The sequence below is a fragment of the Cytobacillus sp. genome, assembly GCF_032154635.1.
Taxonomy (GTDB): Bacteria; Bacillota; Bacilli; order Bacillales; family Cytobacillaceae; genus Cytobacillus.
In genome coordinates this window covers 1-20,579 of the sequence record NZ_JALDXW010000054.1, presented here as the reverse complement: position 1 = coordinate 20,579, position 20,579 = coordinate 1, and the positions used below count along the sequence as shown (strand labels likewise).

Here is a 20,579-nt window from a genome sequence, read left to right as displayed (position 1 = left end):
CGATCAATTAAATTCGAGCTGGATTTATTTAAACCAGATAGTTGAACTGCAACTCCATGATTTCTCAGCTTTAATACGATTTTATCAATCGCTGCAACCCCTGAGTCGTCCCAAATATGCGCGTGGGTAAAATCGATCTCTACTTCTTTTACCTCTCCGTTAAAATCGATTGCCTTGACAAGTTCATCTACTGAAGCAAAAAATACTTGTCCTGTTACTGCATAAATCTTCTTACCGCCTGTCATTTGAGCGGTTACATGCACCTTAGAGATTTTTGCCACAAAGAAAATCGCACTTAAAATGATCCCTGCAAATACCCCTTTAGAAAGATCATGGGTGAACACAGTGGTTACCGTTGTCGTGATCATAACAATTGAATCAGTTACAGGCGTCTTGGCTAGCCCTTTAATTGAAGCCCAGTTAAACGTCCCAATTGAAACCATAATCATTACACCAACTAATGCAGCCATCGGTATTTGGACAACGATATCTCCAAGCACCAAAATCAGAAACATCAAAAATATTCCAGCAACAAGCGTAGACAGCCTTCCTCTTCCACCAGATTTTACATTGATAACAGATTGACCAATCATTGCACAGCCAGCCATTCCGCCAAATAAACCAGCAACAATGTTTGCTACTCCCTGACCCCGGGTTTCACGATTTTTGTCACTTTCTGTGTCCGTCATATCATCTACAATAGACGCAGTTAGTAATGACTCCAACAAGCCAACAATGGAAAGAGCCAATGAGTAAGGAAAGATAATCTTCAAAGTTTCTATATTTAATGGCACATCTGGAATGAAAAAGGAGGGGAGAGCAGATGTTAAATTGCCCATATCCCCTACAGTTTTTACATCACTCTTTGTCATAATAGCAATAATAGTGATAATGATAATGGCAACTAATGGAGATGGAACCGCCTTCGTTATTCTTGGAAAAATATATATAATCGCTAAAGCGCCAATAACCAATGCATACATAACCCATGTTGCACCAACAAATTGTTCAAGCTGCGCCATAAAAATTAAAATGGCTAATGCATTAACAAAACCAGTCATAACAGATCGAGGGATAAACTTCATAAAACGAGCCAATTTAAACACACCAAATAAAATCTGCAAAAGACCAGTCAATATCGTAGCAGCAAATAAATATTGCATCCCATGATCAGCAACTAATGTTACCATTAGAAGTGCCATTGCTCCAGTCGCTGCCGAAATCATACCAGGTCTGCCACCTACAATGGAAATCGTGACCGCGATGCAGAAGGAAGCATATAAGCCTACCATCGGATCCACACCAGCAATAATTGAAAAAGCAATAGCTTCTGGAATCAGGGCTAATGCCACAACAATTCCTGCAAGAATGTCCCCTCTAATATTGCCAAACCATTGTTCTTTAGTTGTTAGTATCTTCAAATAAACACCTCATTTAAATTTTTTCAAAAAAAAATGACTTTGAACTCGCATCAAAGTCGGGACCGTTAAAAACATATAGAATCATAACATATTTACGAAGAATGACAAGCACTATGAAAGCGCTAACTTCGTTACTTTTTTTCAATTTCCTCTTTTTTTCTCTTTATTACTGTATAAATATTTCTTTTATAAATTGTAAAATGAATCATCAAATAATATTAAGCGGGGACAGTTATATTAATAAAAAAGAGACACTTAATCGTGTCTCTTTAAGATAAATCACTTTTTGAAATTTGAGTAAGAGCTTGTCCAGCTTTTTGGTCGGCCTGCTCACGTACCGCAAGATCTCCTAGAGAAACCATCCCTACAAGATTTCCATTCTCTACAACTGGCAGACGACGAATTTGGTGTTGAGACATTAACTGAGCCGCTTCCTCTAAAGATGCTGTAGGTGACACAGTGACGACATTATTGGACATAACACTTTGAATGGAATCATTTGGAGCTCCATTGGTTAAACCACGAACGACCATATCCCTGTCAGTCACCATTCCTACTACTTGATTGTTTTCTACAACTGGCAGTGATCCAATATTTAATGCCTGCATTTTAGAAGCAACTGTGCTTAAATCATCTTGATTGGAACAACTTTGTACACTTGTACTCATGACATCTCTCACTTGCATAATAAATCGTACTCCCTCCATTCGTAATTAACCTTACTGGAGTATTATTTGCAAGATAAGCATTACTATACAAATGAAATAAGCTTTACTCTTCCTTCTACTGTTCAAATATAAGATGATTAAATGGAAAATTTCTCCTTAAATATAGGGCTTAACTCGCTCCATACATCGAATAGATTGCCATCTAAATCACTAAATACAAAGTTCCTTCCCGCATGGCCCCTATCTTCTATCTCTCCCACTTTTATTTCACTTTTAAGAAATTCCTTATGTAATTCCGCTAACTCAGATAATCCATTCACTTCGAACGTAAGCGAAAAACGCTTCTGACCATTATAATCATAAAAATTAGCCGTTTCTCTTTCTTTTGCTCGCACCAGAAAGAAACTTTGATTAGCAAAATTAAGAATGGCTTTATCCTCATCTTGGTAGCTGAGTTCAGCCCCTAGTTTGCTAACATACCAGCTGGCTGCTCGCTTAATATTTTGGACTGGAATATAGGTGGTCCCTACTCTTAAAATTTTTTCATTCATCTCAAATCCCTCCCTTTTTAATAAACTATCTTCATAAATTCTATTTATCCCATACAAATCCTTTTTTTGGCAGTAAAAAAAGAGCTACCTATTTAATAAGCAGCTCCTCTTAGTAACTATTTTAAAGGAATCCAAATCTCAGAATAAAGATCCGGGCTTGAAGGATCTTCATCTGAATAAACCTCCAACTCTGGGGTTCCTGCATGCTCATATTGATTGGAAGGGAACCATTCTGAGAAAATTTGCTTCCATACTTTTCGCATTGCATCTGGCATAGGTCCATGTACCTCAAATACTCCCCATTTCGATGCTGGGATGTCTAGTGCTAGGAAATCCGCGGATCCCTCTCCTTTATGTTCTGCGGCAATCCAGTAATCAATGGATTGTTCGGATTGTGTTAATCTTTTATCCACGCACACCCCTAGGATCCCTTTAATTTCCCCATTATTTAATCGTGCGAGTTTTTCAACTGTTCCATCCCCATTCACTTCATCCCACATTTTAGGGATTCCTTTTAAATTCTCCTCATTAATTAGGGAAAACTCTTTTTTAATACCTACTACTTGAAAACTGTCTCTTTCCACAATTTTGTACCTCATCGGTTCCGCTCCTCTCAGATTCACCTGGATGACCAGGCGGTTATAACAATTTAGCTTTCCAATGTTCTTTCTTGCCTCACTAGGTGTTAGCCCGTGCTGCCTACGAAATGCCTTTGAGAAAGCCTCAGGAGTGTCATAGCCATACTTGTAGGCTAGGTCAATAATTTTGTGATCCGTATTGGATAATTCTTGAGCTGCTAACGATAATCGTCTTCGCCGAAGGTATTCACCAACAGAGACATCTGTTAAAATCGCGAAAGTACGCTGAAAGTGAAATTCAGAAGTGTTTGCCTGCTTCGCAATATTCTCCATTGATATATCTTCTAATATGTGTTCTTCCATATAGTTAATAGCCTTCTGCAGCGATTCAACCCAACCCATATCGCTCACTCCTTAATGAAATAATAACAACCGTACTGGATTGCTTCCTGTCAATTTATGCTTTGTTAAGACCATTTTTAATCGAAAAACTCCATATGCTTTTTTTCTTGCCGATAATAAGCCAGTCTATCTTCTAAAGTACCTGTATGGAATTCAAATTTATGACCGTCCGGATCCGTAAAATAAATCGATTTTCTATCTTTTTCATCTCTTTGGCGGCCATTAAGGATATGTACTTGTAATCGGTTTAATTTCTCGTATACTTTCTCAAAATCATCTTCCTCAATTGAAAAAGCGATATGTGTATAGGAATGGCTAATTTCATTGCGAGGAATATCCTTTTCTTCATTCAGCGCAAGCCACATCCCATTCAAATCAAAATACGCCGTACTTCTCCCTTTTACTAAAAGCTTTGCACCAAAAACGTTTTGATAAAAATCGATCGAATTCTCCAAATTTGAAACTGAAAATAAAAAATGATTTAACCCTTTGATCTTCACTTTCTTGTCAAAATCATTTCCGACAGGGTAACTTAATATCAATTGCTCGCCAATTTTCCCCATCTTTCTGCGGCCCGTGTCTTTATAACCGACTTTTTCATAAAGTTTTTGGGCAGCCACATTCTTTTTATTCACTGCTAATACAATCTCATCACACACAGGAAAGCTTTGATTTACAAAAACCTTTATTTGCCCCATCCCCATTTTGGCAAATCCTTTTCCCTGATGAGCGTGATTAATTGAAAATGCCGTTAGCAACATGGCATTCGGATTATCAGAATACTCTTTTACCCGGTCACTTGAATGAAGTACGAAAAAACCAACCGGTTCATTATTGTTTAAAATGACGATCGGGTGCCGCTCATGAGTCATTTCCAGTGAATGAATAGGTAGTGCAGTAAATTGTTCTTGTTCTTTAGGTAGTTCAAACTGACTTAACGATTCAAAGTATTCGGTTTTATATAATTGCAAATTGACCTTATTTGTTGAGTTCATACAAGAGCCCTCCTATGTCTATGTTACTTCCTATTTTAACATAAGAACATTTGTTCTTTGTTATGTTTTTTCAAATATTTTCAACAAAGAAATGTAAATATCGGCCTGCTTATTTTCACTTCACTGGTAATTGCTTCGCACATAAAGGCTTGTTCAATAAAACAAACCGCCGATTTATTTTTAAAAGAAAAGAGTGTAAAACTTTTAGATTTTACACTCAACCACGATTTTTATTAGCTATTTTTTACTGCCTTAATAATGAAACGATCAGACTTTACCTCTATATATCCTTTTTGTTCAATTATTTTATGGATATTGTAAAGCTGTTTTTCATACTTTTCGATTGAAAAGTCATCAATCTGCCAAGGAATAGCTTTTAAGTAGTAACAGATCGTCCCTACGTCATAAAATCTTGTAAACGGATGTGCCTCTTTTTTTTCTAAAATTGTAAAACCAGCCGCTTTAATATCCTCGACAGCCTTTGCTAATTGCCACTCTGCATAGCCAAAATCCATTGGTGCGCCAAGGAGTTCATTCAGTCGTAAATTATCGGTTCCACCGACTTGCTGGGTAATAAATATCCCTTTATGCTGAAGAATCCGATTCACTTCGTCTGGTGAATAGGACTCATGGCGATTGATAACTAGATCAAACTGTTCATCTTTAAACAGCAGCTTGGAATCATCCTCAACCTCATAAACTTTAACCCCTAATGGATTGAGCCTTTTTCTTGCAATCGGAATATTAGGTTTGTAGCGTTCCGTTGCAGCTGTCATTTTTGGAAGCGGAAGCAATTTAGAAAGAAATTCTCCTCCACCAGTGCCCATATCAAGCATGCTTTCTGAATGAAACAGCTCTTTTAAAACCCAATTCGTATAACTCCAAGGAAATGGCTCAGTAGCTACCCTACCAGTATCTGAAATATACGAGAAATCCCATCCTTCAAACGGTGTATCGACCTGTTTTAGTAAAAATTGAAAATAACTTTCCGTCATCTCTATTCCTCCGATTCTGTGGATTTTAGTCGTATCCTTGTAGGAGGACCTCTTATTCGGTTACTAATTCTCTATTAAAAGATAGTACATTTGCAATCACCTAACTAGTTTTCTACCATTTTAATGCAAATATTTACAACATTCAAATAGATGTTGATACAATAATTTTATAGATAGGAGCGATCATATGACAAAAATACTTACAGGAAGAAAAGTAACTTTACGTCCTATTTTGGACGATGATTTAAAACAGCTATGGGATTATATTTATGGAACGGAAAATCCAGAATGGAAAAAGTGGGATGCACCCTATTTTCCTCTTGTTTTTAAAGAATATGAAGATTTTAGAAAGGATTTTATCAAGATTCCAGACGAAGACCCGGTACCAAGAATGGCGATAGAAGTCAATGGAGAATTAATTGGGATAGTCAGCTACTATTGGGAGCACCGCGAATCCAATTGGCTGGAGGCGGGAATTGTTATCTATGATCCGCAGTATTGGAGTGGCGGCTATGGAACGGACGCCCTAACCCTCTGGGTTGAGCATCTCTTTTCCTCGCTTCCATTAGTTAGAGTTGGGATCACGACATGGTCAGGCAATAAAAGGATGATGCGTGCTGCTGAAAAAATCGGGATGAAGCTGGAAGCTCGGTTGAGAAAATGCCGGTTGTACAATGGGGAATACTATGATTCTATTCGAATGGGAATTTTGAGAGAGGAATGGGAGGAGCAAAACTGCTAGATATGTTTTCTCTAATAGGAATAATCTAAATGTGGCAAGCCTGCATTTTTGCAGGCTTTTTCTCCCGATCAGTGACCGCAGCTTTCATTTTCCATGATAAGGTTACAGGCCAAATTTCCATTTTAATCGGCCACTTACAATAATTTACGGGCCACTGAGCATTAAAATAATAAAAAAAGACCCTCTCCATTACAAGCGAGTCTAACGGCAATGAGCCATGCATCCTTCCAGTATAAGCTCTTTCTTTCCATTATGAAGCCTAACAATCGTAAGGCTTGTCCCATGTATAAAAGGCGGTTCCCAGAGCTGATCAATTGGCGCATTTCGACAGAGCAGGTAGAGTGTTTTAAGAACGACCCCATGAGTAACGACAAGCATATTGCCTGAAGGAGTTGTTTCTACTAGCTCTTCTAAAAAGCTATCAAACCGATTCATCACGTCTATAAATCTCTCTCCATCTGGATTTTCATACATAGAAGGCTTGTTCCAATACATGTCGTATTGTGTTGGATATAGAGACTTAATTTCAGTCTCTGTTTTCCCTTGCCAAGCGCCTAAATCAATTTCCATTAAGCGCTCATCCGTTTCTATCGGAATATGTTTTTTCCCACAAACATACTTAGCTGTATTCATCGTTCGCTGACTAGGCGATGAAATAATTCGCTCAAAATCAGTATCCTTCAGCCTTTCAGCTAATAACAGCGCATCATTCTTGCCTTTCTCCGTCAAATCCGAATCGAGACGTCCTTGCATTCTTTTTTCTTTATTCCATTCTGTTTCACCATGTCTAATGATATATAAATTTAGCATACTAACCCCTTAACTCATAAAAATATCGACCCGCTAGAGACATTACTTCATCCTTTTTTCCTTCAGGATAAGTTGCGATAAAGCAAGTAGATGGACCAGATGATTTAAGAAGGTCCAAGTTCGTATCAATCTCATGCGCGGCAAATACTTTATTTGAAAATAAGCGATTCAATTCAAATAAGATGCCTTTTGATCCGACTGGCAAGGTAACAACATCTGGCAGCGCACAAATTTTCTTAAACAACGACAATGGTGCAGCTTCCTCTTCTCTTTCCACTAATTCATTCCCTACTAGCGGAACACCGATTACAGCCACCCTCGTTTCTTCCGAGAACATAGACTCACTCATATTCTCCCTCATTTTCCCAAGAACAGTCATTCCTATTGCTGACTGACTCAAAGTAAAATTACTTTCCGTGCTTCCCGTTATTGGAACTCGATCCAGCTCAAGTTCTGAAAGTCCCTTCTTAATCCCAGCCATCAATGCCTGCCATGCCTCTTCACCACAAAAATTCTGCAATGTAACAGCAAAAGGATCCGCTCCTGCCGCCATACATTCCATAACTGCCACCCGAAAGGAGTAATACGAAACCATTTCATAAGGGACCTTTACAGCATCTTCCGCTTTCAAACCGATTGCCCCGCTATTATCACTCGCAATAACAACAGATTCTTCACTATTAAAAGGGATATGCAGAACATCCCTCATTGGCTTGCCCTCTCCTTAGATATCATTAATTCTATTATGGGAGAAAGCCGTGGAATGATGAGTAAGGCGATTACTGTGTTTAAAACAGAACCTATAAAAAGTGACGGGACGATAGATAAATAAAAGGCTTTACCCATTAAAAATAAAAATGGCAGCGGTGCCGCAAATGTGTTCCCTAAAATAAAGAGAATTCCTGCCTGCCACCTTTTCCCGTTCCGATAAAGAAGTGAAAAAATAAATGCTAGAAAGGCCATTTCAATGGCAACGACAAAATGCAGCGGACCTAGCGGCATGCCGCCTATAAGCGCAGACAGCAGATGCCCCATTCCTCCGACAATGGCTCCAGCAGGACTACCTAAAAGAGCCGCTGCAAGCAAAGCCGGAAAAGCATCTAATGCCACACTACCGATTATAGCTGGAATTTTTATGGCAGCCCCAATAGCAGTCAGCGCAACAAGCAGGCTAATTAAAGCCATTTTTTTTGATTTCATTTATTTATCCTCCTTACGCTTCCCCTCACGAAAAACCTTTGCACTGCGAATATACTCAACATCTCTCGTATTCAAACGGAAGTTAATGACTCTTGCAAGGGCAAAGAAATAATCAGATAAGCGATTAATGAATTTTAATGAAACCTCTGAAACGCCAGGATCTGCCTTCATTAGGGAAACAACTAATCTTTCCGCTCTTCTCGTAACGGTTCTTGCGATATGAATGGAAGCAGAGGCAGATGTGCCACCCGGTAAAATAAATCGCTCAACCTTTGGTGCCTCTTCAATGAAGGCATCAATTCTTTTCTCTAAATACTCTACCGCTTCCATTGTTAATTTCAGTTCACGATTTTTGGTTACATTCGCTAAATCCCCACCGCAATCGAATAGTTCATGCTGAATTTTCTCCAAGTCTTCCAGAACATCTTGAAAAACAGCTGGATCTAATTGTGTCATCGCCTGTCCAACAAAGCAGTTTACCTCATCAACTGTCCCATATGCGTCTACCCGAATGTCATCCTTATCTACTCTTCCACCAATAATGCTCGTTTTTCCTTTATCCCCGGTACGCGTATAAATTTTCATCATCCATTCCCCTTTTATTTTATTTTTTGGCTAATACCATACCAGATTAAGTTAACCTTCTCTGCCATCCTCGCAGTATCCTGATAGGCCCAGCCAGTTACATCCCGCCAGTTACGTTCTTCGGCAGACATAGGCACAATTCCTTTTGAAATATCCGATCCGATTAAAATTAGTTTTCTATGCTCTGCTTCTTTCTCCCATTGAACCCAGCTTTGCAATAGCTCGCGCCATTTTTCTCTTCTCTCATGGATGACTAGCTGACTGTTCCATTCCTGTACCCATATTTCAAGCCCTTCAAGGATCACTAATTCCAGCCAGCTTTCTGTATTCTCCGGAACAGAATTGCCTTGATAGGCAGAAACCCACAAATGAGGAGCAGCGTATAGCTCGTAGTGTTGCTTCACCCATTTTGACTTGCCATTAAAGGCACCTCCTGTAACAAAATGCATCGCTCACCCCTCCTTAATCCATCGCGCGTCCAAATCAGCTCATATCCTTTGCCATGTGAAATGTCCCATTCCCAAAAGTCCTTCACATAAGGAGCATGCTTTGTTAAAAAGTAACGGATAACCCCGCCATGAGTCATAACTGCAGATCGATGAATATCCTCTTCCATTATCCTTTCAATGATCTTCTCCCATCCACTTTCCACTCTCCGGGAAAATTCCGCAAAGGACTCTCCTTTAGGTGGTTTAACTGTAAACGGAGCATCTAGCCACTTCTGATAAAAGGAATCATCCTTTAAATCAGCATAGGTTTTTCCTTCCCATTCTCCAAAATGCATCTCCCTCAGTTCGAATAATTGTACTGGGTCATTGGCTGGGAAAAGGAGTTTTCCCGAATGAAGACATCTGCCTAAATCACTTGAAAAAATACGCTCATAGTTTCCTTTACAGCTAACCAGTTTCTCATTTTCTATAGTACAAAGCGGTGAGTCCGTCCAGCCAAGATAGACCTGACGCTTATTTGCTTCCGTCAGCCCATGGCGAAATAATGCAATAGCCACAGTATCATCCATAGCACAAACTCCATCCCTTCGACACTCGCCCCTAATACATCCCCTGTCATGCCCCCAAACCAGCTAATAATTTTTTTAGATAGAATAAGCACGACTAGTACGGATACGCTCGTGAAAACAATGATTCCAAATAAAATTTGATTAAAAAAAATGCCCATAGCAACAAAAAGCAAACTAACATAAACCGGATAAATAAAAAGGGTTCTCTTATTTGATGCATGTTTAAATAACGTGCCTAACCCCTCTTTTTTTGCGGCTTTGACCTTTAAAAGTAAGACACCCATTCCCATTTTGCTGAAAAAAGGGATGGCCGCAATGAAAAGAAATGTTTCAGGCTGAACCTTCTGTGTAATTTCATATATAAAGAAGAATTTGGTACCAAGCAACACAATGACAGAAAGAACACCAAATGCACCTGTTCTTGGGTCTTTCATAATTTCTAGCCTTTTCTCTCGATCCCTATATGAAAAAAAAGCATCACTCGTATCCATCCAGCCATCCAGATGAATTCCGCCAGTGATTATGATTCCTGCAAGCCAAAGTACCAACGCTGCCGTTAAAATTGAAAACGGCGTCCAATGCAGAACCGCATAAAACAGCAACGCATAGATCCCACCTTGTATGAAACCTAGTAGCGGAAACGTCTTAATTGCCTTTTCAAGATGATCCTTATCCATTGGCAATTCGATTGGAACAGGAATGGAGGTAAAAAATTGAAAATTAATTAATAATCCTTTAAGCCATTTCATTATTAATACCCCAGCTAAATATAATCTCATTCAGCTTTTCCCAATCAAGATGTGCAAGCAAATGTGCAGCAAGAGCATCATACCGCTGATCCTCCACCTGTTCCACAGCATGATAATCAGCATTTTCCTGTCCTGCCATCGATAAGGAATCCTCAATCGGGATCGAATGGTTCTCCATATGGGGAAGTACCCCAAGGATGGGAATCCCTGTCTTTTCCTCGATCCACTTGACTCCGTCCTCGAAAAGTGTGCGTTCACCACGGAACTTATTAATAATGATGCCTTTCACTCTTTTCCTATCACTTGAAGAAAGAAGTTCTAACGTGCCAATTATGCTCGCGAAAACGCCCCCTCTTTCAATATCAGCTACTAATACCACCGGTACGTCAGCCATTTCGGCAATTTTCATGTTAGCTAATTCTTTATCATTTAAATTAATCTCAACTGGACTTCCTGCACCTTCAATAATGACGATTTCATAATCCTCACTTAATCTCTCGAGAGAGTTCTTTATCACCTTAAGTCCCTTTTCATAATAGGCATTACGATAGCTGCTTCCAGTAATTGTTTCTAAAGTCTCCCCCAATAAGATAATTTCCGAAAGGTGCCCCGGCCTCGGCTTTAGCAAAATAGGGTTCATCCATTCCGTAGCAGCCGTTTGCGCTGCCTCTGCTTGAATTCCTTGTGCGCGCCCAATTTCTTTGCCATCCTTCGTAATATAAGAGAAATTGCACATATTTTGAGATTTAAACGGGGTTACCTTATAGCCTTCCTTAGCGAAAACCCGGCAAATGGCAGTTGCAATCAGGCTTTTTCCTACATCAGATGCTGTCCCTTGAATCATAATTCCTTTCATGTTCTTTTCGTTCCTTTCATTTGCATCGGAATCCCTGCCTCTACCAAATAAGCTTGCTTGGCCTCTGCTACTAACAGCTGATGAAGCTCTCCAAGTATCCTCGTATATACAAAGACAAGGGCATTCTTCCCGATCGGCTCATTTAACACTTCATTGCTAACGACAATCAGTGTATGACAGGTTTCAGAAATCAATTGTATGCCTTGGAAAATCGATTCCTTTACCTTACTTTGATAAACTGGATGTTCCCATTCTCTATCAGCTGTAAAGAACTCATTATTTAATAATGTCGTTACACAATCCAGAAGAACAACATCATTAGAAGAAAAGGCATTAGAAAGCCGCTTTAAATCTTTTGGCTGCTCCCATGTCTGCCAATTTAGCCCGCTCCTAGAGCGATCCTTTTGATGACGGGCAATTCTTTCCTCCATTTCTGGATCACTCGATTGCCCTGCAGCTATATAATGAAGACTTCCCTTTTTTTGATTGGCTATGTTAGCAGCAAGCCTTTCTGCAAAACTGCTTTTCCCGCTTCGAACGCCCCCGCTTATAAAGATTAAAGATGACTGCTTCGCCATTCTTCAATCGCCTCCATTAATTGACTATTGTCTTTAGAGCCTTTAATTGCAAACCTTAGCCACTCGCCATTAAGGCCTGGAAAGTTCATAGTATGCCTTGGAATAACGCCTCTCTTAATTAAAAACTGAAACAGTGGCAACTGCTCCTTAATAGCAGGGTCCTTTAGTAAATAGAAATTTATTTGAGAAGGGGAAAATTGAAAACCCATTTCTTGATAAAATATAAACAGCCGCTCACGCTCCTGCTGGATCATGCCTCTTGTTTCATTTATATGCGATTCACTTTCAAGACACCATTCTCCAGCTTTCAGCGCCAGCGCATTCATGCTCCAATGAGGCTGAAAAACCGATAGCTTCTCAATCACAGATGGAGTTGCCATTATATAGCCAAGGCGCAAGCCTGGAATCGCAAACATTTTTGTCATCGAGCGAATAATAAGAAGGTTAGGATACTTATTGATGTATGGAACGATCGGGTCATAATCGATGAGAAAATCATAAAAGGCTTCATCTACAATCATCAGACAATCATTTTCCGCACATGCTTTGATTAATTCAAGCACCCGTGTTTTTGGATAAAATACACCTGTTGGATTACTCGGATTGCAAAAAAACAGCGCATCTGCATTTTTCAGCTTAGAAGCTATTCCTTCCTGCCACTCCCAGCTATCTGGCTTCAATTGATGGTAATCAATTGTACAACCGTTGATCCTGCACGCCTCCTCATATTCTGAAAAAGCTGGCTGAACAATTACAATTCTTTTCCCAGCAAGCATTCTGCCGATCAGCGAGATAATCTCGGCACCGCCATTTCCAATCAGAATTTGACTTTCCTCCATTCCTTCCCTTCTAGCAAGCATTCTCTTTAATCGATTTCCATTTGGATCGGGATAGTCGCTTATATGATCAAAAAGCTGATGCCAGTTTTCCTTCAAAATCGGCGGAGGACCAAGAGGATTAATATTTGCACTAAAATCTATCCGTTTGTCAGGCATCGGGATTTGTAATGCATCAAATAAATATTGCGGGTTAGCCCCATGTGCAGGCCATTTCAATCATCATCCCTCCCAGCCATAGAAGTAATAGAAAGATAGGAATCGTTCTTGCAACAATTTTATTCGCTTCAAGGATATGATTCTTTTCTAATAGAACGATCGGGTCACCCATTTTTGCCCGGTTAGAGACGATGCCTTTATAATAATTAATGCCTCCTAGCTGAATGCCAAGGATTGCCGCAACAGCTGCTTCCCCCCAGCCGCTATTCGGACTTGGATGCCTCTTCGCATCACGCCAGACAATTTTCCACGCCTCTCTGACACTCATATATTCCGGCTGACTGCTGGCAAGCATACAGATAGATGTAATTCTGCTCGGAATCCAATTCACAGCATCATCTATGCGAGCAGAGGCCCAGCCAAATTCTTGGTACTTTTCATTTCGATAACCAACAATGGAATCACACGTATTTATTGCCCGGTACATCAGCGCAAAAGGCGCCCCGCCAATCAGAGCCCAAAATAATGGCGCTGTAATCCCGTCACTTGTATTCTCAGCAACCGTTTCAATGGCTCCCCTGACGATTTCAGGCTCATCTAGCTGATCTGTATCTCTCCCAACAATGTAAGATAGCTTCACCCTTGCCTCATCCATATCCCCTTTTTTTAACGGGGCGTATACGGAAAGAGCGGCCTCTTTCAAGCTTTTCTGGGCAATAGCAGTTGAGATCAGAATCCCTTCTGCCACGATTCCAGCAAGCGGATGAATCCAATAAAATAAACGAACAATTAGAAAGGTCATTCCACCCACAATAAGCAACACTGTTAGCAGCATCCCCATTCCTTTCGTTCTTCGTGAAGCTCCCCTGTTCCAGCTTTTCTCTAGCTTATATATCATCGAACCGATCCAGCGAACCGGATGCGGCCAATTCTCTGGATCCCCGATTATCCGATCGAGTATACAGGCAAATGTAATAGCAAATAGATGGCAAGTAATCATTTCTTATTCCTTTTTCTAGACTTTTGGATAGCCTTCATTGTGCGTTCGTAGACGCCTTTTCCAATCAATTGCCCTAGTGGTGTAATCGTTCCAGCATAGTCTTGTTTTTGCCCATTTTGAGTCGCCGCTATTAATATACTATCCGTTGAGGTTCCTGTAGCAATTGTTCCTGTTACCGCGTCCATTACCTCTAAATCATGCATCGCTTTCGCCTTCGCTTCAGTAGCCGTCATAATGCTTTGAATGAAGGCTTCTTCTGAAAGTTCTCCATTTACAAATACCCAGGTATTAATTGTTCCAGGTATCTTATTAAAGGTATGCTCCTCGCTTCTTGCTGCATCAATCGCATTTCCTACTCCTGCTGTCACTACAATAAAAACAGAAAAACCATCCGCCTGATAAAGTTGATAACTTACATCCTCAGGATAAACGGCTGTCATCATCCCAACTGTTTCCCCGGGTTCAAAGTAATGGGATTTTAAATAATTGACCATTTCTTTTCGATGATCACTGCAATCATAATCCTTATCTACATGCCTATTTACAAAAAACTGATGCCAGCCCGTTCCAGATCCGACCACTCCAGAAGACATGGTTCGAAGCGGAATCGGACACTTGAGCGCAATATATTCTTTCGATACTTCTAATAAGGATTCATCAATTGTCAAACTTTCTTTTTCCCCAGAAATTTCTTCCGGGAGCAGCACCATTTGCGGTGCTGGTACTTTCGGATGGGGATGCTTCTGAATTTTTGTCTGATAGACCTTTCTAATTCTCTCCTCACGAAGGACTTCATTTGGTATATGGTTAATATTAATTTCGCCATTTTCTAATAGCAGCAGCCGATCACAATATAGACCAGCCAAATTCAAATCATGGAAGATGGAAATAACAGTTAGTCCCCTGACCTTCGTCCATTCCTTCAACAAATCAAGCAATTCTTTCTGAAAAGAAAGATCCAGGTGATTCGTCGGTTCGTCAAGCAGCAAAATTTCCGGTTCCTGGGCTAGTGCTTGAGCAAGATAAACGCGCTGTCTTTCACCGCCTGATAGCTCATGAATAAGATGATCTTCAAACTGGGCGACACCCGTTTGTTCCATTACTTGTCTCACAATTCTTTCATCATCACTGGACCATGTTTGAAACCAGCCCTTCTGATGTGCATATCTGCCAAGCGAAACCGTTTCCTTAACTGTATAAGAAAAGCTCTGAGCTGTATGCTGAGGCAGAACAGCAACTACTTTCGCTAATTCCTTGGCCGTATACGCTTTAATAGGGATTCCTTTCAATAGAATCGTTCCTTTGGAAAAAGGAAGAATCCCGCTGAGCATTTTTAATAATGTTGTTTTCCCGCTGCCATTAGGTCCTAGGATTCCGAACAATTCACCCTGTTCCAATTCAAAGGAGATGTTTTTTAAAACCGAATCACTAGAGTATCCGCCCGTTAATTGCTCTACACTTAGCATCATCTATCCTCTTCTTTCCTTTCTTCTATTCATCAAAATAAGCCCAAATACCGGTGCTCCAATTAGTGCTGTAATTACACCAATTGGCAGTTCAGTAGGAGAAATAATCGTGCGGGCCACAAGATCAGCAAGAATGAGGAAGCCTCCCCCCGTTAAAATGGAAAGCGGCAATAAATGCCTATGATCTGGTCCCCATAACAGCCTTGTTAAATGCGGAATGACAAGTCCAACAAACCCAATTGTTCCTGAAACCGCAACAGCAGCCCCTGTTAAAATAGAGCCTGCAATTAATATTGTCATTTTTCTTTTTTGGACATTTACACCAATATGCTGTGCTCTCTCTTCTCCAAAAGACATCGCATTCAATTCCCTGCTGTTTATAAGCAAAAGCAGCGAACCAACAATAAAGAAAGGAAAGATAATTTTAATATATGCCCAGCCCCTCATGGAAACACTGCCAAGCAGCCAGCCGATGATTTGCCGTAATTCCTCGCCTGTAAGCGCAATCATAAGGGAAATAAGCGAGCCAAGAAAGGAACTAAATATAATACCTGTTAAGATGATCGTTTCCACTTTCATTGAACGGTCAATTTGGCGAGCAAAAATTAACACAAGAAATATAGTAATAAATGCGAAGAGAATACTAAATAATGGCAGGGTAAACATGCCTGCAACAGGAAGCGAAATACTAAAAAATAACGTCAATACCGCCCCAACTGATGCCCCAGAGGAAACACCCAATGTATAAGGATCAGCAAGAGGATTCCTTAATAAACCTTGAAAGGCGGCTCCCGCAATTGCAAGAGACGCCCCAACTAAACCTGCTAAAATAACCCTTGGCAGACGAATATTTAAAACAATATTCGAATACATAGGATCTATATTTTCATTTGTTGCGATACGGAAAATTTCTGTACCGATAATTTTAATAATGTCCATCACCGGAACCGAGACTGTTCCTATGGATATCCCAAGCAGCATCGCAATGATTAGAAATGCTGCGGCAATCAAGTAAGCAACGAACTTATTATTTAAATACTTCAGGGTAAACAGCTTTTGCAAGTTCCTCTACTCCTTCAACAAGCCTTGGGCCTGTGCGGGTAACCATATCAGAATCTACATCCACGACTTGCTTATTCTTCACAGCGGTGATATCCTGCCAGCCATCTCTGCTTGTTACATTTCCAACTGGGTCTTCTGTATAATATCCGTGAGTTGTAATGATTACATCCGGATTTCTTTCAATAATTGCTTCTGGGTCCATTGGAAGCCAGCCATCTTCCGTTACAATATTCTTCGCATTAATCGTCTCCAGCATGACGTCCATAAACGTATTTTTACCAGGAGTAAAAATTTCTGGAGCAGGTGCTACTTCAACAAAAACGGTTTTCTGATCCTCCGCTTTTATTTCCTGTGCTTTTGCCTTTATTTCTTCAAGTTTTCCCTTCATCTCAGCAACAAGAGCTTCTGCCTTATCCTTTACACCATTTGCTGTACCAATCATTTCAATCGATTGATACACCTCATCGAAGTTCTTCGCATCATTTACAACCAGTACCGTAATCCCAGCATCCCTAAGCTGTTGGAGGCCCTCAACTGAATTATGTGCACTTGAAGCATGAGCGAGAACAAGATTGGGTTTTAGCGAAATAATTTTCTCTACATTAAATTCCATACTGCCAATCTTTTCGATTTCATTTACTTCCTCAGGGTAGTTATCGTAGTCATTCACTCCAACGACTTGTTCTCCTAAACCTAATCCAAACGTAATCTCCGTATTACTTGGAATCAAGGAAACAATTCTTTCTGGTTTTTCTTCTATAACCACTTCATTATCAAGCGCATCTTTTATCGTGACTGGAAATGCTTGTTCTTCTTTTGGTGCTTGTGTTTCCTCACCTGAGGTATTTTCGTTTACTTTTTGATTGTCTGTACTTTCTCCACATCCAGCTAACAAACCAATTGCCAGCAAGAGTGCAAATAATAGTGAATAAAGCTTTTTCATTTTATCTTTCCTCCTATAATTGAAAAAACATCTCCACAATTGATATGGAGATGTTTGAATAGGCATATCTTCAAAAAGGTATGAATCCAGTCAAACACCTCCTATCCTCGTAGGTTGTGGTGAAAAAAGATCAGGCAGGTCTCCTGGCTCATGGTCATTGCTTTTCTGCACCTTCCCATACATGCTCGTACAGTGGTCATTGCAGTAAGCTCTCATTTACAGTGGCGGGACCGCGTTGGAATTACACCAACTTCCCTTTTAAGTCTTCAATACATTGAAAGACACCTATCTTTAAATATGTATGAAATTTTCCGCTAATTTCGATTATACACGATAATTTTTAGTATTGGCGAATAAATTTATGATTTTGTCCAATAAAGTCGAGAGAACGGCGAATATAATAAATTTAGCTGCTATACATGAGTTAAAGGGGCAATCTCCCTTCATTATCGGCCGTAAATTTTCCATTCTCGTGACTTTTTATCAAAAACAAGCTTGGCATCACAAGGTTCCTTTATAATATTCTCATATTCCTCGCACATATCGTCCATGTTTGAGAAGTCTCCAATCGTCCAAATAGGTATTTCTATTCTTGTACGATTTTGTTCGATATCTTTAACTGAAAGAAGTGCGCCCTCTCTCATCATTGGTTTCAACAATCGAAGGATATCACTTGATATCGTGGGATACGACCTTTTTTTCTTTAACCCAAACAACGTCTTTTCAACCTTGGTCTGCCCCATTTTTTCGGGAATGACTTCACCTAATAAGGAATAAAAATCACTGAAATCACGGTAATACGTCTTATTGTACCAACCATCATCATGAGCTAAATAAACATAGCGATTGCTTAGATGATTATAAAAAGGCAGCTTTAAATGCTCTTTCAAATGACCAAGGTAAAGCAGTTCAGCTATCGCCTGACTAGGCAGTTCATTTAATGCCTCTTCCTCCTCAAAATCAATCCAGCAAAAGTCACCATACCCATAGACATCCTCTTCCATAAGTTTTTTCAATTTTTCTTTTGGCACAAACTCATGCAAGGTATGCATATTAAAATCCCCATCTTCATAACGATGTTTCAGCAGCAGGAGATTATTTAGCGTGGCAAACAACGACTGGGCAAACTGGGCAAACTCAATACCATAAGTAATTGTATAGTGTTCACGTTCATTTATATGAATATAAATAATATCACGAACCCCATGATTCCTCTTTTTCAATGGTGAAACCTCCGTACATTTAAGTAACTAATAATAATGATCATACCAAAGTATAGCTTATTATAAATCTAATAATGAATATTTTTATTTATATTAACCATAACACATTTTATTCCGCGGTAAAATTTTTTATAATAAGCGTGGCATTATAATATAAATAAAGATCCGGCGGAAGGAGTGTGAGAAGTTTGATACAAAGCATGACTGAAAATCAGATTACTCTTCACATTATAAAAACATTAAAAGAGAATAAGAAAAGAGATTTTGAATTAATTCTCGATGAACTGCAGCCATATGATATTGCACATATTTACGAAAACCTGCCGGAAAAGCATAAAACTCGCTTTTTACTATTTATGAATATAGATCTGATTGCTGACTTACTCGAAGAGCTGAATAAGGATCGGCAGCTTGAAGTATTAAATAAACTAGGGTTTGAAAAGACAGGGAAAGTCCTTGATTTAATGGACAACGACGACTTAGCTGTTCTCTTAGACGATTTATCACCAGAAAAAATCGCCTCTCTTCTTTCCGGGATGAAGAAAAGTGAATCAGACATTGTCCAGGATATTATGAAGTATCCCCCTGAAACAGCCGGACGATTAATGACAAACCGCTTTGTGTGGATTAGGGATTACTATACTGTCATTGAAGCAGTTGGAAAGCTGAAGTCCTTTGCTGAATTTGCTGAAACAATTAATTATTTATATGTGATCGACCAGGACAGGAAGCTTGTTGGGGTTGTTTCTTATCGAGATCTCCTAATTGCAGAACCAGATGAACCCATTCGAAATGTGATGTATGAGCGTGTAATTTCAGTAACTGTTACTACCGATCAGGAAGAAGTAGCTAGACTGGTTGAAAAATATGATTTTCTCGCTATTCCTGTTGTAAGCGACGAAAATGTCTTAATGGGGATTGCGACAGTTGATGATATTATCGATGTCGTCATCCAAGAAGCAAATGAAGATATTGAGAAACTCTCAGCTTCGGGTAAATCAATTGACTTTGAAACCAAGGCTTTTGTAGCTGCCTATCGAAGGCTTCCTTGGCTGATATTATTATTATTTATAGGAATTGTGTCCGGCAGTATTATTAGCGGGTATGAAGATACTCTGCAAAAGGTGGTTGCTCTTGCTTTCTTTATGCCAATGATTTCGGGAATGACAGGAAATACAGGTACTCAATCATTAGCAGTTGTTGTCAGAGGGCTCGTTTCGAATGACATTAACAAACATGTCATTTTTAAACTCATTATGAGGGAGTTTCTTGTTAGTTTAATCATTGGAATTGTTTGTGGAGTTCTTATTTCTTTGATTGCATTTTTCTGGCAAGGAAGTGCTGTTTTAGGAGCAGTAGTTGGCAGCTCGCTGTTTCTGACATTAATCATCGGAACACTTGCAGGGACAATTATTCCAATCATTCTTTATCGTTTGAAGATTGATCCTGCAGTGGCATCTGGGCCGCTCATTACAACCTTGAATGATATTTTCTCACTTGTCACCTATTTTGGGATTGCCACAATGTTTATTAATCATTTGATGTAATAAATTTAGGAAACCATCTCTCACCTTTTTACGTCTTATATTATGAGATTAATTTTACTGAAAAGGAAACCGAAATACATTGAAAGGCTATTTTTTCTTTGTTACGATGAGAGCAAAGGAATTGAACGGAAATAGGTGCATGGTAAATGAATAAGCCAAAAAAAGTTGCGGAACGATTTGATTGGACACTATGTT

General features: G+C 39.6%; 23 protein-coding genes, 1 pseudogene and 1 riboswitch. Of the genes and pseudogenes, 2 read left to right on the top strand and 22 right to left on the bottom strand.

The genetic code is table 11. The features are described 5' to 3' along the window. The 7 genes and pseudogenes from RUH74_RS22200 to RUH74_RS22170 all read right to left on the bottom strand — a co-directional run. A partial coding sequence (locus RUH74_RS22200; RefSeq protein ID WP_313804393.1) for a SulP family inorganic anion transporter occupies positions 1-1,421 on the bottom strand: 1,421 nt, incomplete at its 3' end. A gap of 269 nt (positions 1,422-1,690) precedes the next feature. Further along, positions 1,691-2,110, bottom strand: a complete 420-nt coding sequence (locus RUH74_RS22195; RefSeq protein WP_313804403.1) for a CBS domain-containing protein — start codon at positions 2,108-2,110, stop codon at positions 1,691-1,693. Between the two features lie 116 nt (positions 2,111-2,226). Next, positions 2,227-2,640: a VOC family protein gene (locus tag RUH74_RS22190; RefSeq protein WP_313804390.1), complete on the bottom strand. Its 414-nt coding sequence runs from the start codon at positions 2,638-2,640 to the stop codon at positions 2,227-2,229. Positions 2,641-2,756: 116 nt separating this feature from the next. Further along, positions 2,757-3,620 (bottom strand): AraC family transcriptional regulator, encoded by an 864-nt coding sequence (locus RUH74_RS22185; protein ID WP_313804387.1) that lies wholly within the window; start codon positions 3,618-3,620, stop codon positions 2,757-2,759. Between the two features lie 77 nt (positions 3,621-3,697). After that, positions 3,698-4,120: a FosM family fosfomycin resistance protein gene (fosM, locus tag RUH74_RS22180; RefSeq protein WP_313804401.1), complete on the bottom strand. Its 423-nt coding sequence runs from the start codon at positions 4,118-4,120 to the stop codon at positions 3,698-3,700. 96 nt (positions 4,121-4,216) lie between these two features. Next, positions 4,217-4,615: pseudogene (locus tag RUH74_RS22175) on the bottom strand (GNAT family N-acetyltransferase); the annotation flags it as partial. A 233-nt stretch (positions 4,616-4,848) separates the two neighbouring features. Then, positions 4,849-5,610: a methyltransferase domain-containing protein gene (locus RUH74_RS22170; protein ID WP_313804384.1), complete on the bottom strand. Its 762-nt coding sequence runs from the start codon at positions 5,608-5,610 to the stop codon at positions 4,849-4,851. 187 nt (positions 5,611-5,797) lie between these two features. Between RUH74_RS22170 and RUH74_RS22165 the strand changes: the two genes are divergently transcribed. Further along, positions 5,798-6,352: a GNAT family N-acetyltransferase gene (locus tag RUH74_RS22165; protein WP_313804381.1), complete on the top strand. Its 555-nt coding sequence runs from the start codon at positions 5,798-5,800 to the stop codon at positions 6,350-6,352. Positions 6,353-6,553: 201 nt separating this feature from the next. Here the strand turns inward: RUH74_RS22165 and RUH74_RS22160 are convergent, their stop codons facing one another. The 15 genes from RUH74_RS22160 to RUH74_RS22090 form a co-directional block, all read right to left on the bottom strand. Beyond that, complete coding sequence (locus RUH74_RS22160; RefSeq protein ID WP_313804378.1) at positions 6,554-7,162, bottom strand: histidine phosphatase family protein; 609 nt, start codon at positions 7,160-7,162, stop codon at positions 6,554-6,556. 1 nt (position 7,163) lies between these two features. Next, positions 7,164-7,871 (bottom strand): ATP-binding protein, encoded by a 708-nt coding sequence (locus tag RUH74_RS22155; protein ID WP_313804375.1) that lies wholly within the window; start codon positions 7,869-7,871, stop codon positions 7,164-7,166. After that, the gene (locus tag RUH74_RS22150; RefSeq protein ID WP_313804373.1) at positions 7,868-8,362 is read right to left on the bottom strand and encodes an ECF transporter S component; all 495 of its coding nucleotides are present in this window, start codon (positions 8,360-8,362) and stop codon (positions 7,868-7,870) included. The genes RUH74_RS22155 and RUH74_RS22150 overlap by 4 nt, the downstream gene beginning before the upstream one ends. Further along, positions 8,363-8,947: a cob(I)yrinic acid a,c-diamide adenosyltransferase gene (locus tag RUH74_RS22145; protein WP_313804399.1), complete on the bottom strand. Its 585-nt coding sequence runs from the start codon at positions 8,945-8,947 to the stop codon at positions 8,363-8,365. Between the two features lie 14 nt (positions 8,948-8,961). After that, positions 8,962-9,396 (bottom strand): bifunctional adenosylcobinamide kinase/adenosylcobinamide-phosphate guanylyltransferase, encoded by a 435-nt coding sequence (locus RUH74_RS22140; protein WP_313804370.1) that lies wholly within the window; start codon positions 9,394-9,396, stop codon positions 8,962-8,964. Beyond that, positions 9,348-9,965, bottom strand: coding sequence for a histidine phosphatase family protein (locus RUH74_RS22135; RefSeq protein ID WP_313804367.1), 618 nt, complete (start codon positions 9,963-9,965; stop codon positions 9,348-9,350). The genes RUH74_RS22140 and RUH74_RS22135 overlap by 49 nt, the downstream gene beginning before the upstream one ends. Next, on the bottom strand, positions 9,923-10,714 hold the full coding sequence (gene cobS / locus RUH74_RS22130; RefSeq protein WP_313804364.1) for an adenosylcobinamide-GDP ribazoletransferase: 792 nt from the start codon (positions 10,712-10,714) through the stop codon (positions 9,923-9,925). The genes RUH74_RS22135 and cobS overlap by 43 nt, the downstream gene beginning before the upstream one ends. Beyond that, positions 10,701-11,570: a cobyric acid synthase gene (locus RUH74_RS22125; RefSeq protein ID WP_313804361.1), complete on the bottom strand. Its 870-nt coding sequence runs from the start codon at positions 11,568-11,570 to the stop codon at positions 10,701-10,703. Before RUH74_RS22125 ends, cobS begins: the two co-directional genes overlap by 14 nt. Beyond that, a complete protein-coding gene (locus RUH74_RS22120) occupies positions 11,567-12,148 on the bottom strand; it encodes a bifunctional adenosylcobinamide kinase/adenosylcobinamide-phosphate guanylyltransferase (protein ID WP_313804358.1) in 582 nt (193 codons plus the stop codon). The genes RUH74_RS22125 and RUH74_RS22120 overlap by 4 nt, the downstream gene beginning before the upstream one ends. Further along, on the bottom strand, positions 12,127-13,203 hold the full coding sequence (gene cobD, locus RUH74_RS22115; RefSeq protein WP_313804355.1) for a threonine-phosphate decarboxylase CobD: 1,077 nt from the start codon (positions 13,201-13,203) through the stop codon (positions 12,127-12,129). Before cobD ends, RUH74_RS22120 begins: the two co-directional genes overlap by 22 nt. Continuing rightward, a complete protein-coding gene (gene cbiB / locus RUH74_RS22110; protein ID WP_313804352.1) occupies positions 13,178-14,143 on the bottom strand; it encodes an adenosylcobinamide-phosphate synthase CbiB in 966 nt (321 codons plus the stop codon). The genes cobD and cbiB overlap by 26 nt, the downstream gene beginning before the upstream one ends. Continuing rightward, positions 14,140-15,609 (bottom strand): adenosylcobinamide amidohydrolase, encoded by a 1,470-nt coding sequence (locus RUH74_RS22105; protein WP_313804396.1) that lies wholly within the window; start codon positions 15,607-15,609, stop codon positions 14,140-14,142. Before RUH74_RS22105 ends, cbiB begins: the two co-directional genes overlap by 4 nt. Positions 15,610-15,612: 3 nt before the next feature. Then, complete coding sequence (locus tag RUH74_RS22100) at positions 15,613-16,590, bottom strand: FecCD family ABC transporter permease (RefSeq protein ID WP_396230148.1); 978 nt, start codon at positions 16,588-16,590, stop codon at positions 15,613-15,615. Positions 16,591-16,636: 46 nt separating this feature from the next. Next, the gene (locus RUH74_RS22095) at positions 16,637-17,614 is read right to left on the bottom strand and encodes an ABC transporter substrate-binding protein (RefSeq protein ID WP_313804346.1); all 978 of its coding nucleotides are present in this window, start codon (positions 17,612-17,614) and stop codon (positions 16,637-16,639) included. Between the two features lie 116 nt (positions 17,615-17,730). Beyond that, positions 17,731-17,915, bottom strand: a riboswitch (cobalamin riboswitch). A gap of 145 nt (positions 17,916-18,060) precedes the next feature. Further along, the gene (locus tag RUH74_RS22090; RefSeq protein WP_313804343.1) at positions 18,061-18,837 is read right to left on the bottom strand and encodes a hypothetical protein; all 777 of its coding nucleotides are present in this window, start codon (positions 18,835-18,837) and stop codon (positions 18,061-18,063) included. Positions 18,838-19,025: 188 nt separating this feature from the next. Here RUH74_RS22090 and mgtE point away from each other — a divergent pair, with 188 nt between their 5' ends. Continuing rightward, complete coding sequence (mgtE, locus tag RUH74_RS22085) at positions 19,026-20,384, top strand: magnesium transporter (protein ID WP_313804340.1); 1,359 nt, start codon at positions 19,026-19,028, stop codon at positions 20,382-20,384. Positions 20,385-20,579: the final 195 nt, after the last annotated feature.

What these genes read in the sequence shown, in the direction of transcription:
- RUH74_RS22190 (WP_313804390.1), bottom strand. Translation starts at nt 2,640, where the DNA reads ATGAATGAAAAAATTTTAAGAGTAGGGACCACCTATATTCCAGTCCAA.
- RUH74_RS22185 (WP_313804387.1), bottom strand. Translation starts at nt 3,620, where the DNA reads ATGGGTTGGGTTGAATCGCTGCAGAAGGCTATTAACTATATGGAAGAA.
- RUH74_RS22170 (WP_313804384.1), bottom strand. Translation starts at nt 5,610, where the DNA reads ATGACGGAAAGTTATTTTCAATTTTTACTAAAACAGGTCGATACACCG.
- RUH74_RS22165 (WP_313804381.1), top strand. Translation starts at nt 5,798, where the DNA reads ATGACAAAAATACTTACAGGAAGAAAAGTAACTTTACGTCCTATTTTG.
- RUH74_RS22160 (WP_313804378.1), bottom strand. Translation starts at nt 7,162, where the DNA reads ATGCTAAATTTATATATCATTAGACATGGTGAAACAGAATGGAATAAA.
- RUH74_RS22155 (WP_313804375.1), bottom strand. Translation starts at nt 7,871, where the DNA reads ATGAGGGATGTTCTGCATATCCCTTTTAATAGTGAAGAATCTGTTGTT.
- RUH74_RS22150 (WP_313804373.1), bottom strand. Translation starts at nt 8,362, where the DNA reads ATGAAATCAAAAAAAATGGCTTTAATTAGCCTGCTTGTTGCGCTGACT.
- RUH74_RS22145 (WP_313804399.1), bottom strand. Translation starts at nt 8,947, where the DNA reads ATGAAAATTTATACGCGTACCGGGGATAAAGGAAAAACGAGCATTATT.
- RUH74_RS22140 (WP_313804370.1), bottom strand. Translation starts at nt 9,396, where the DNA reads ATGCATTTTGTTACAGGAGGTGCCTTTAATGGCAAGTCAAAATGGGTG.
- RUH74_RS22135 (WP_313804367.1), bottom strand. Translation starts at nt 9,965, where the DNA reads ATGGATGATACTGTGGCTATTGCATTATTTCGCCATGGGCTGACGGAA.
- cobS (WP_313804364.1), bottom strand. Translation starts at nt 10,714, where the DNA reads ATGAAATGGCTTAAAGGATTATTAATTAATTTTCAATTTTTTACCTCC.
- RUH74_RS22125 (WP_313804361.1), bottom strand. Translation starts at nt 11,570, where the DNA reads ATGAAAGGAATTATGATTCAAGGGACAGCATCTGATGTAGGAAAAAGC.
- RUH74_RS22120 (WP_313804358.1), bottom strand. Translation starts at nt 12,148, where the DNA reads ATGGCGAAGCAGTCATCTTTAATCTTTATAAGCGGGGGCGTTCGAAGC.
- cbiB (WP_313804352.1), bottom strand. Translation starts at nt 14,143, where the DNA reads ATGATTACTTGCCATCTATTTGCTATTACATTTGCCTGTATACTCGAT.
- RUH74_RS22105 (WP_313804396.1), bottom strand. Translation starts at nt 15,609, where the DNA reads ATGCTAAGTGTAGAGCAATTAACGGGCGGATACTCTAGTGATTCGGTT.
- RUH74_RS22100 (WP_396230148.1), bottom strand. Translation starts at nt 16,590, where the DNA reads ATGCTGCTTGGGATATCCATAGGAACAGTCTCGGTTCCGGTGATGGAC.
- RUH74_RS22095 (WP_313804346.1), bottom strand. Translation starts at nt 17,614, where the DNA reads ATGAAAAAGCTTTATTCACTATTATTTGCACTCTTGCTGGCAATTGGT.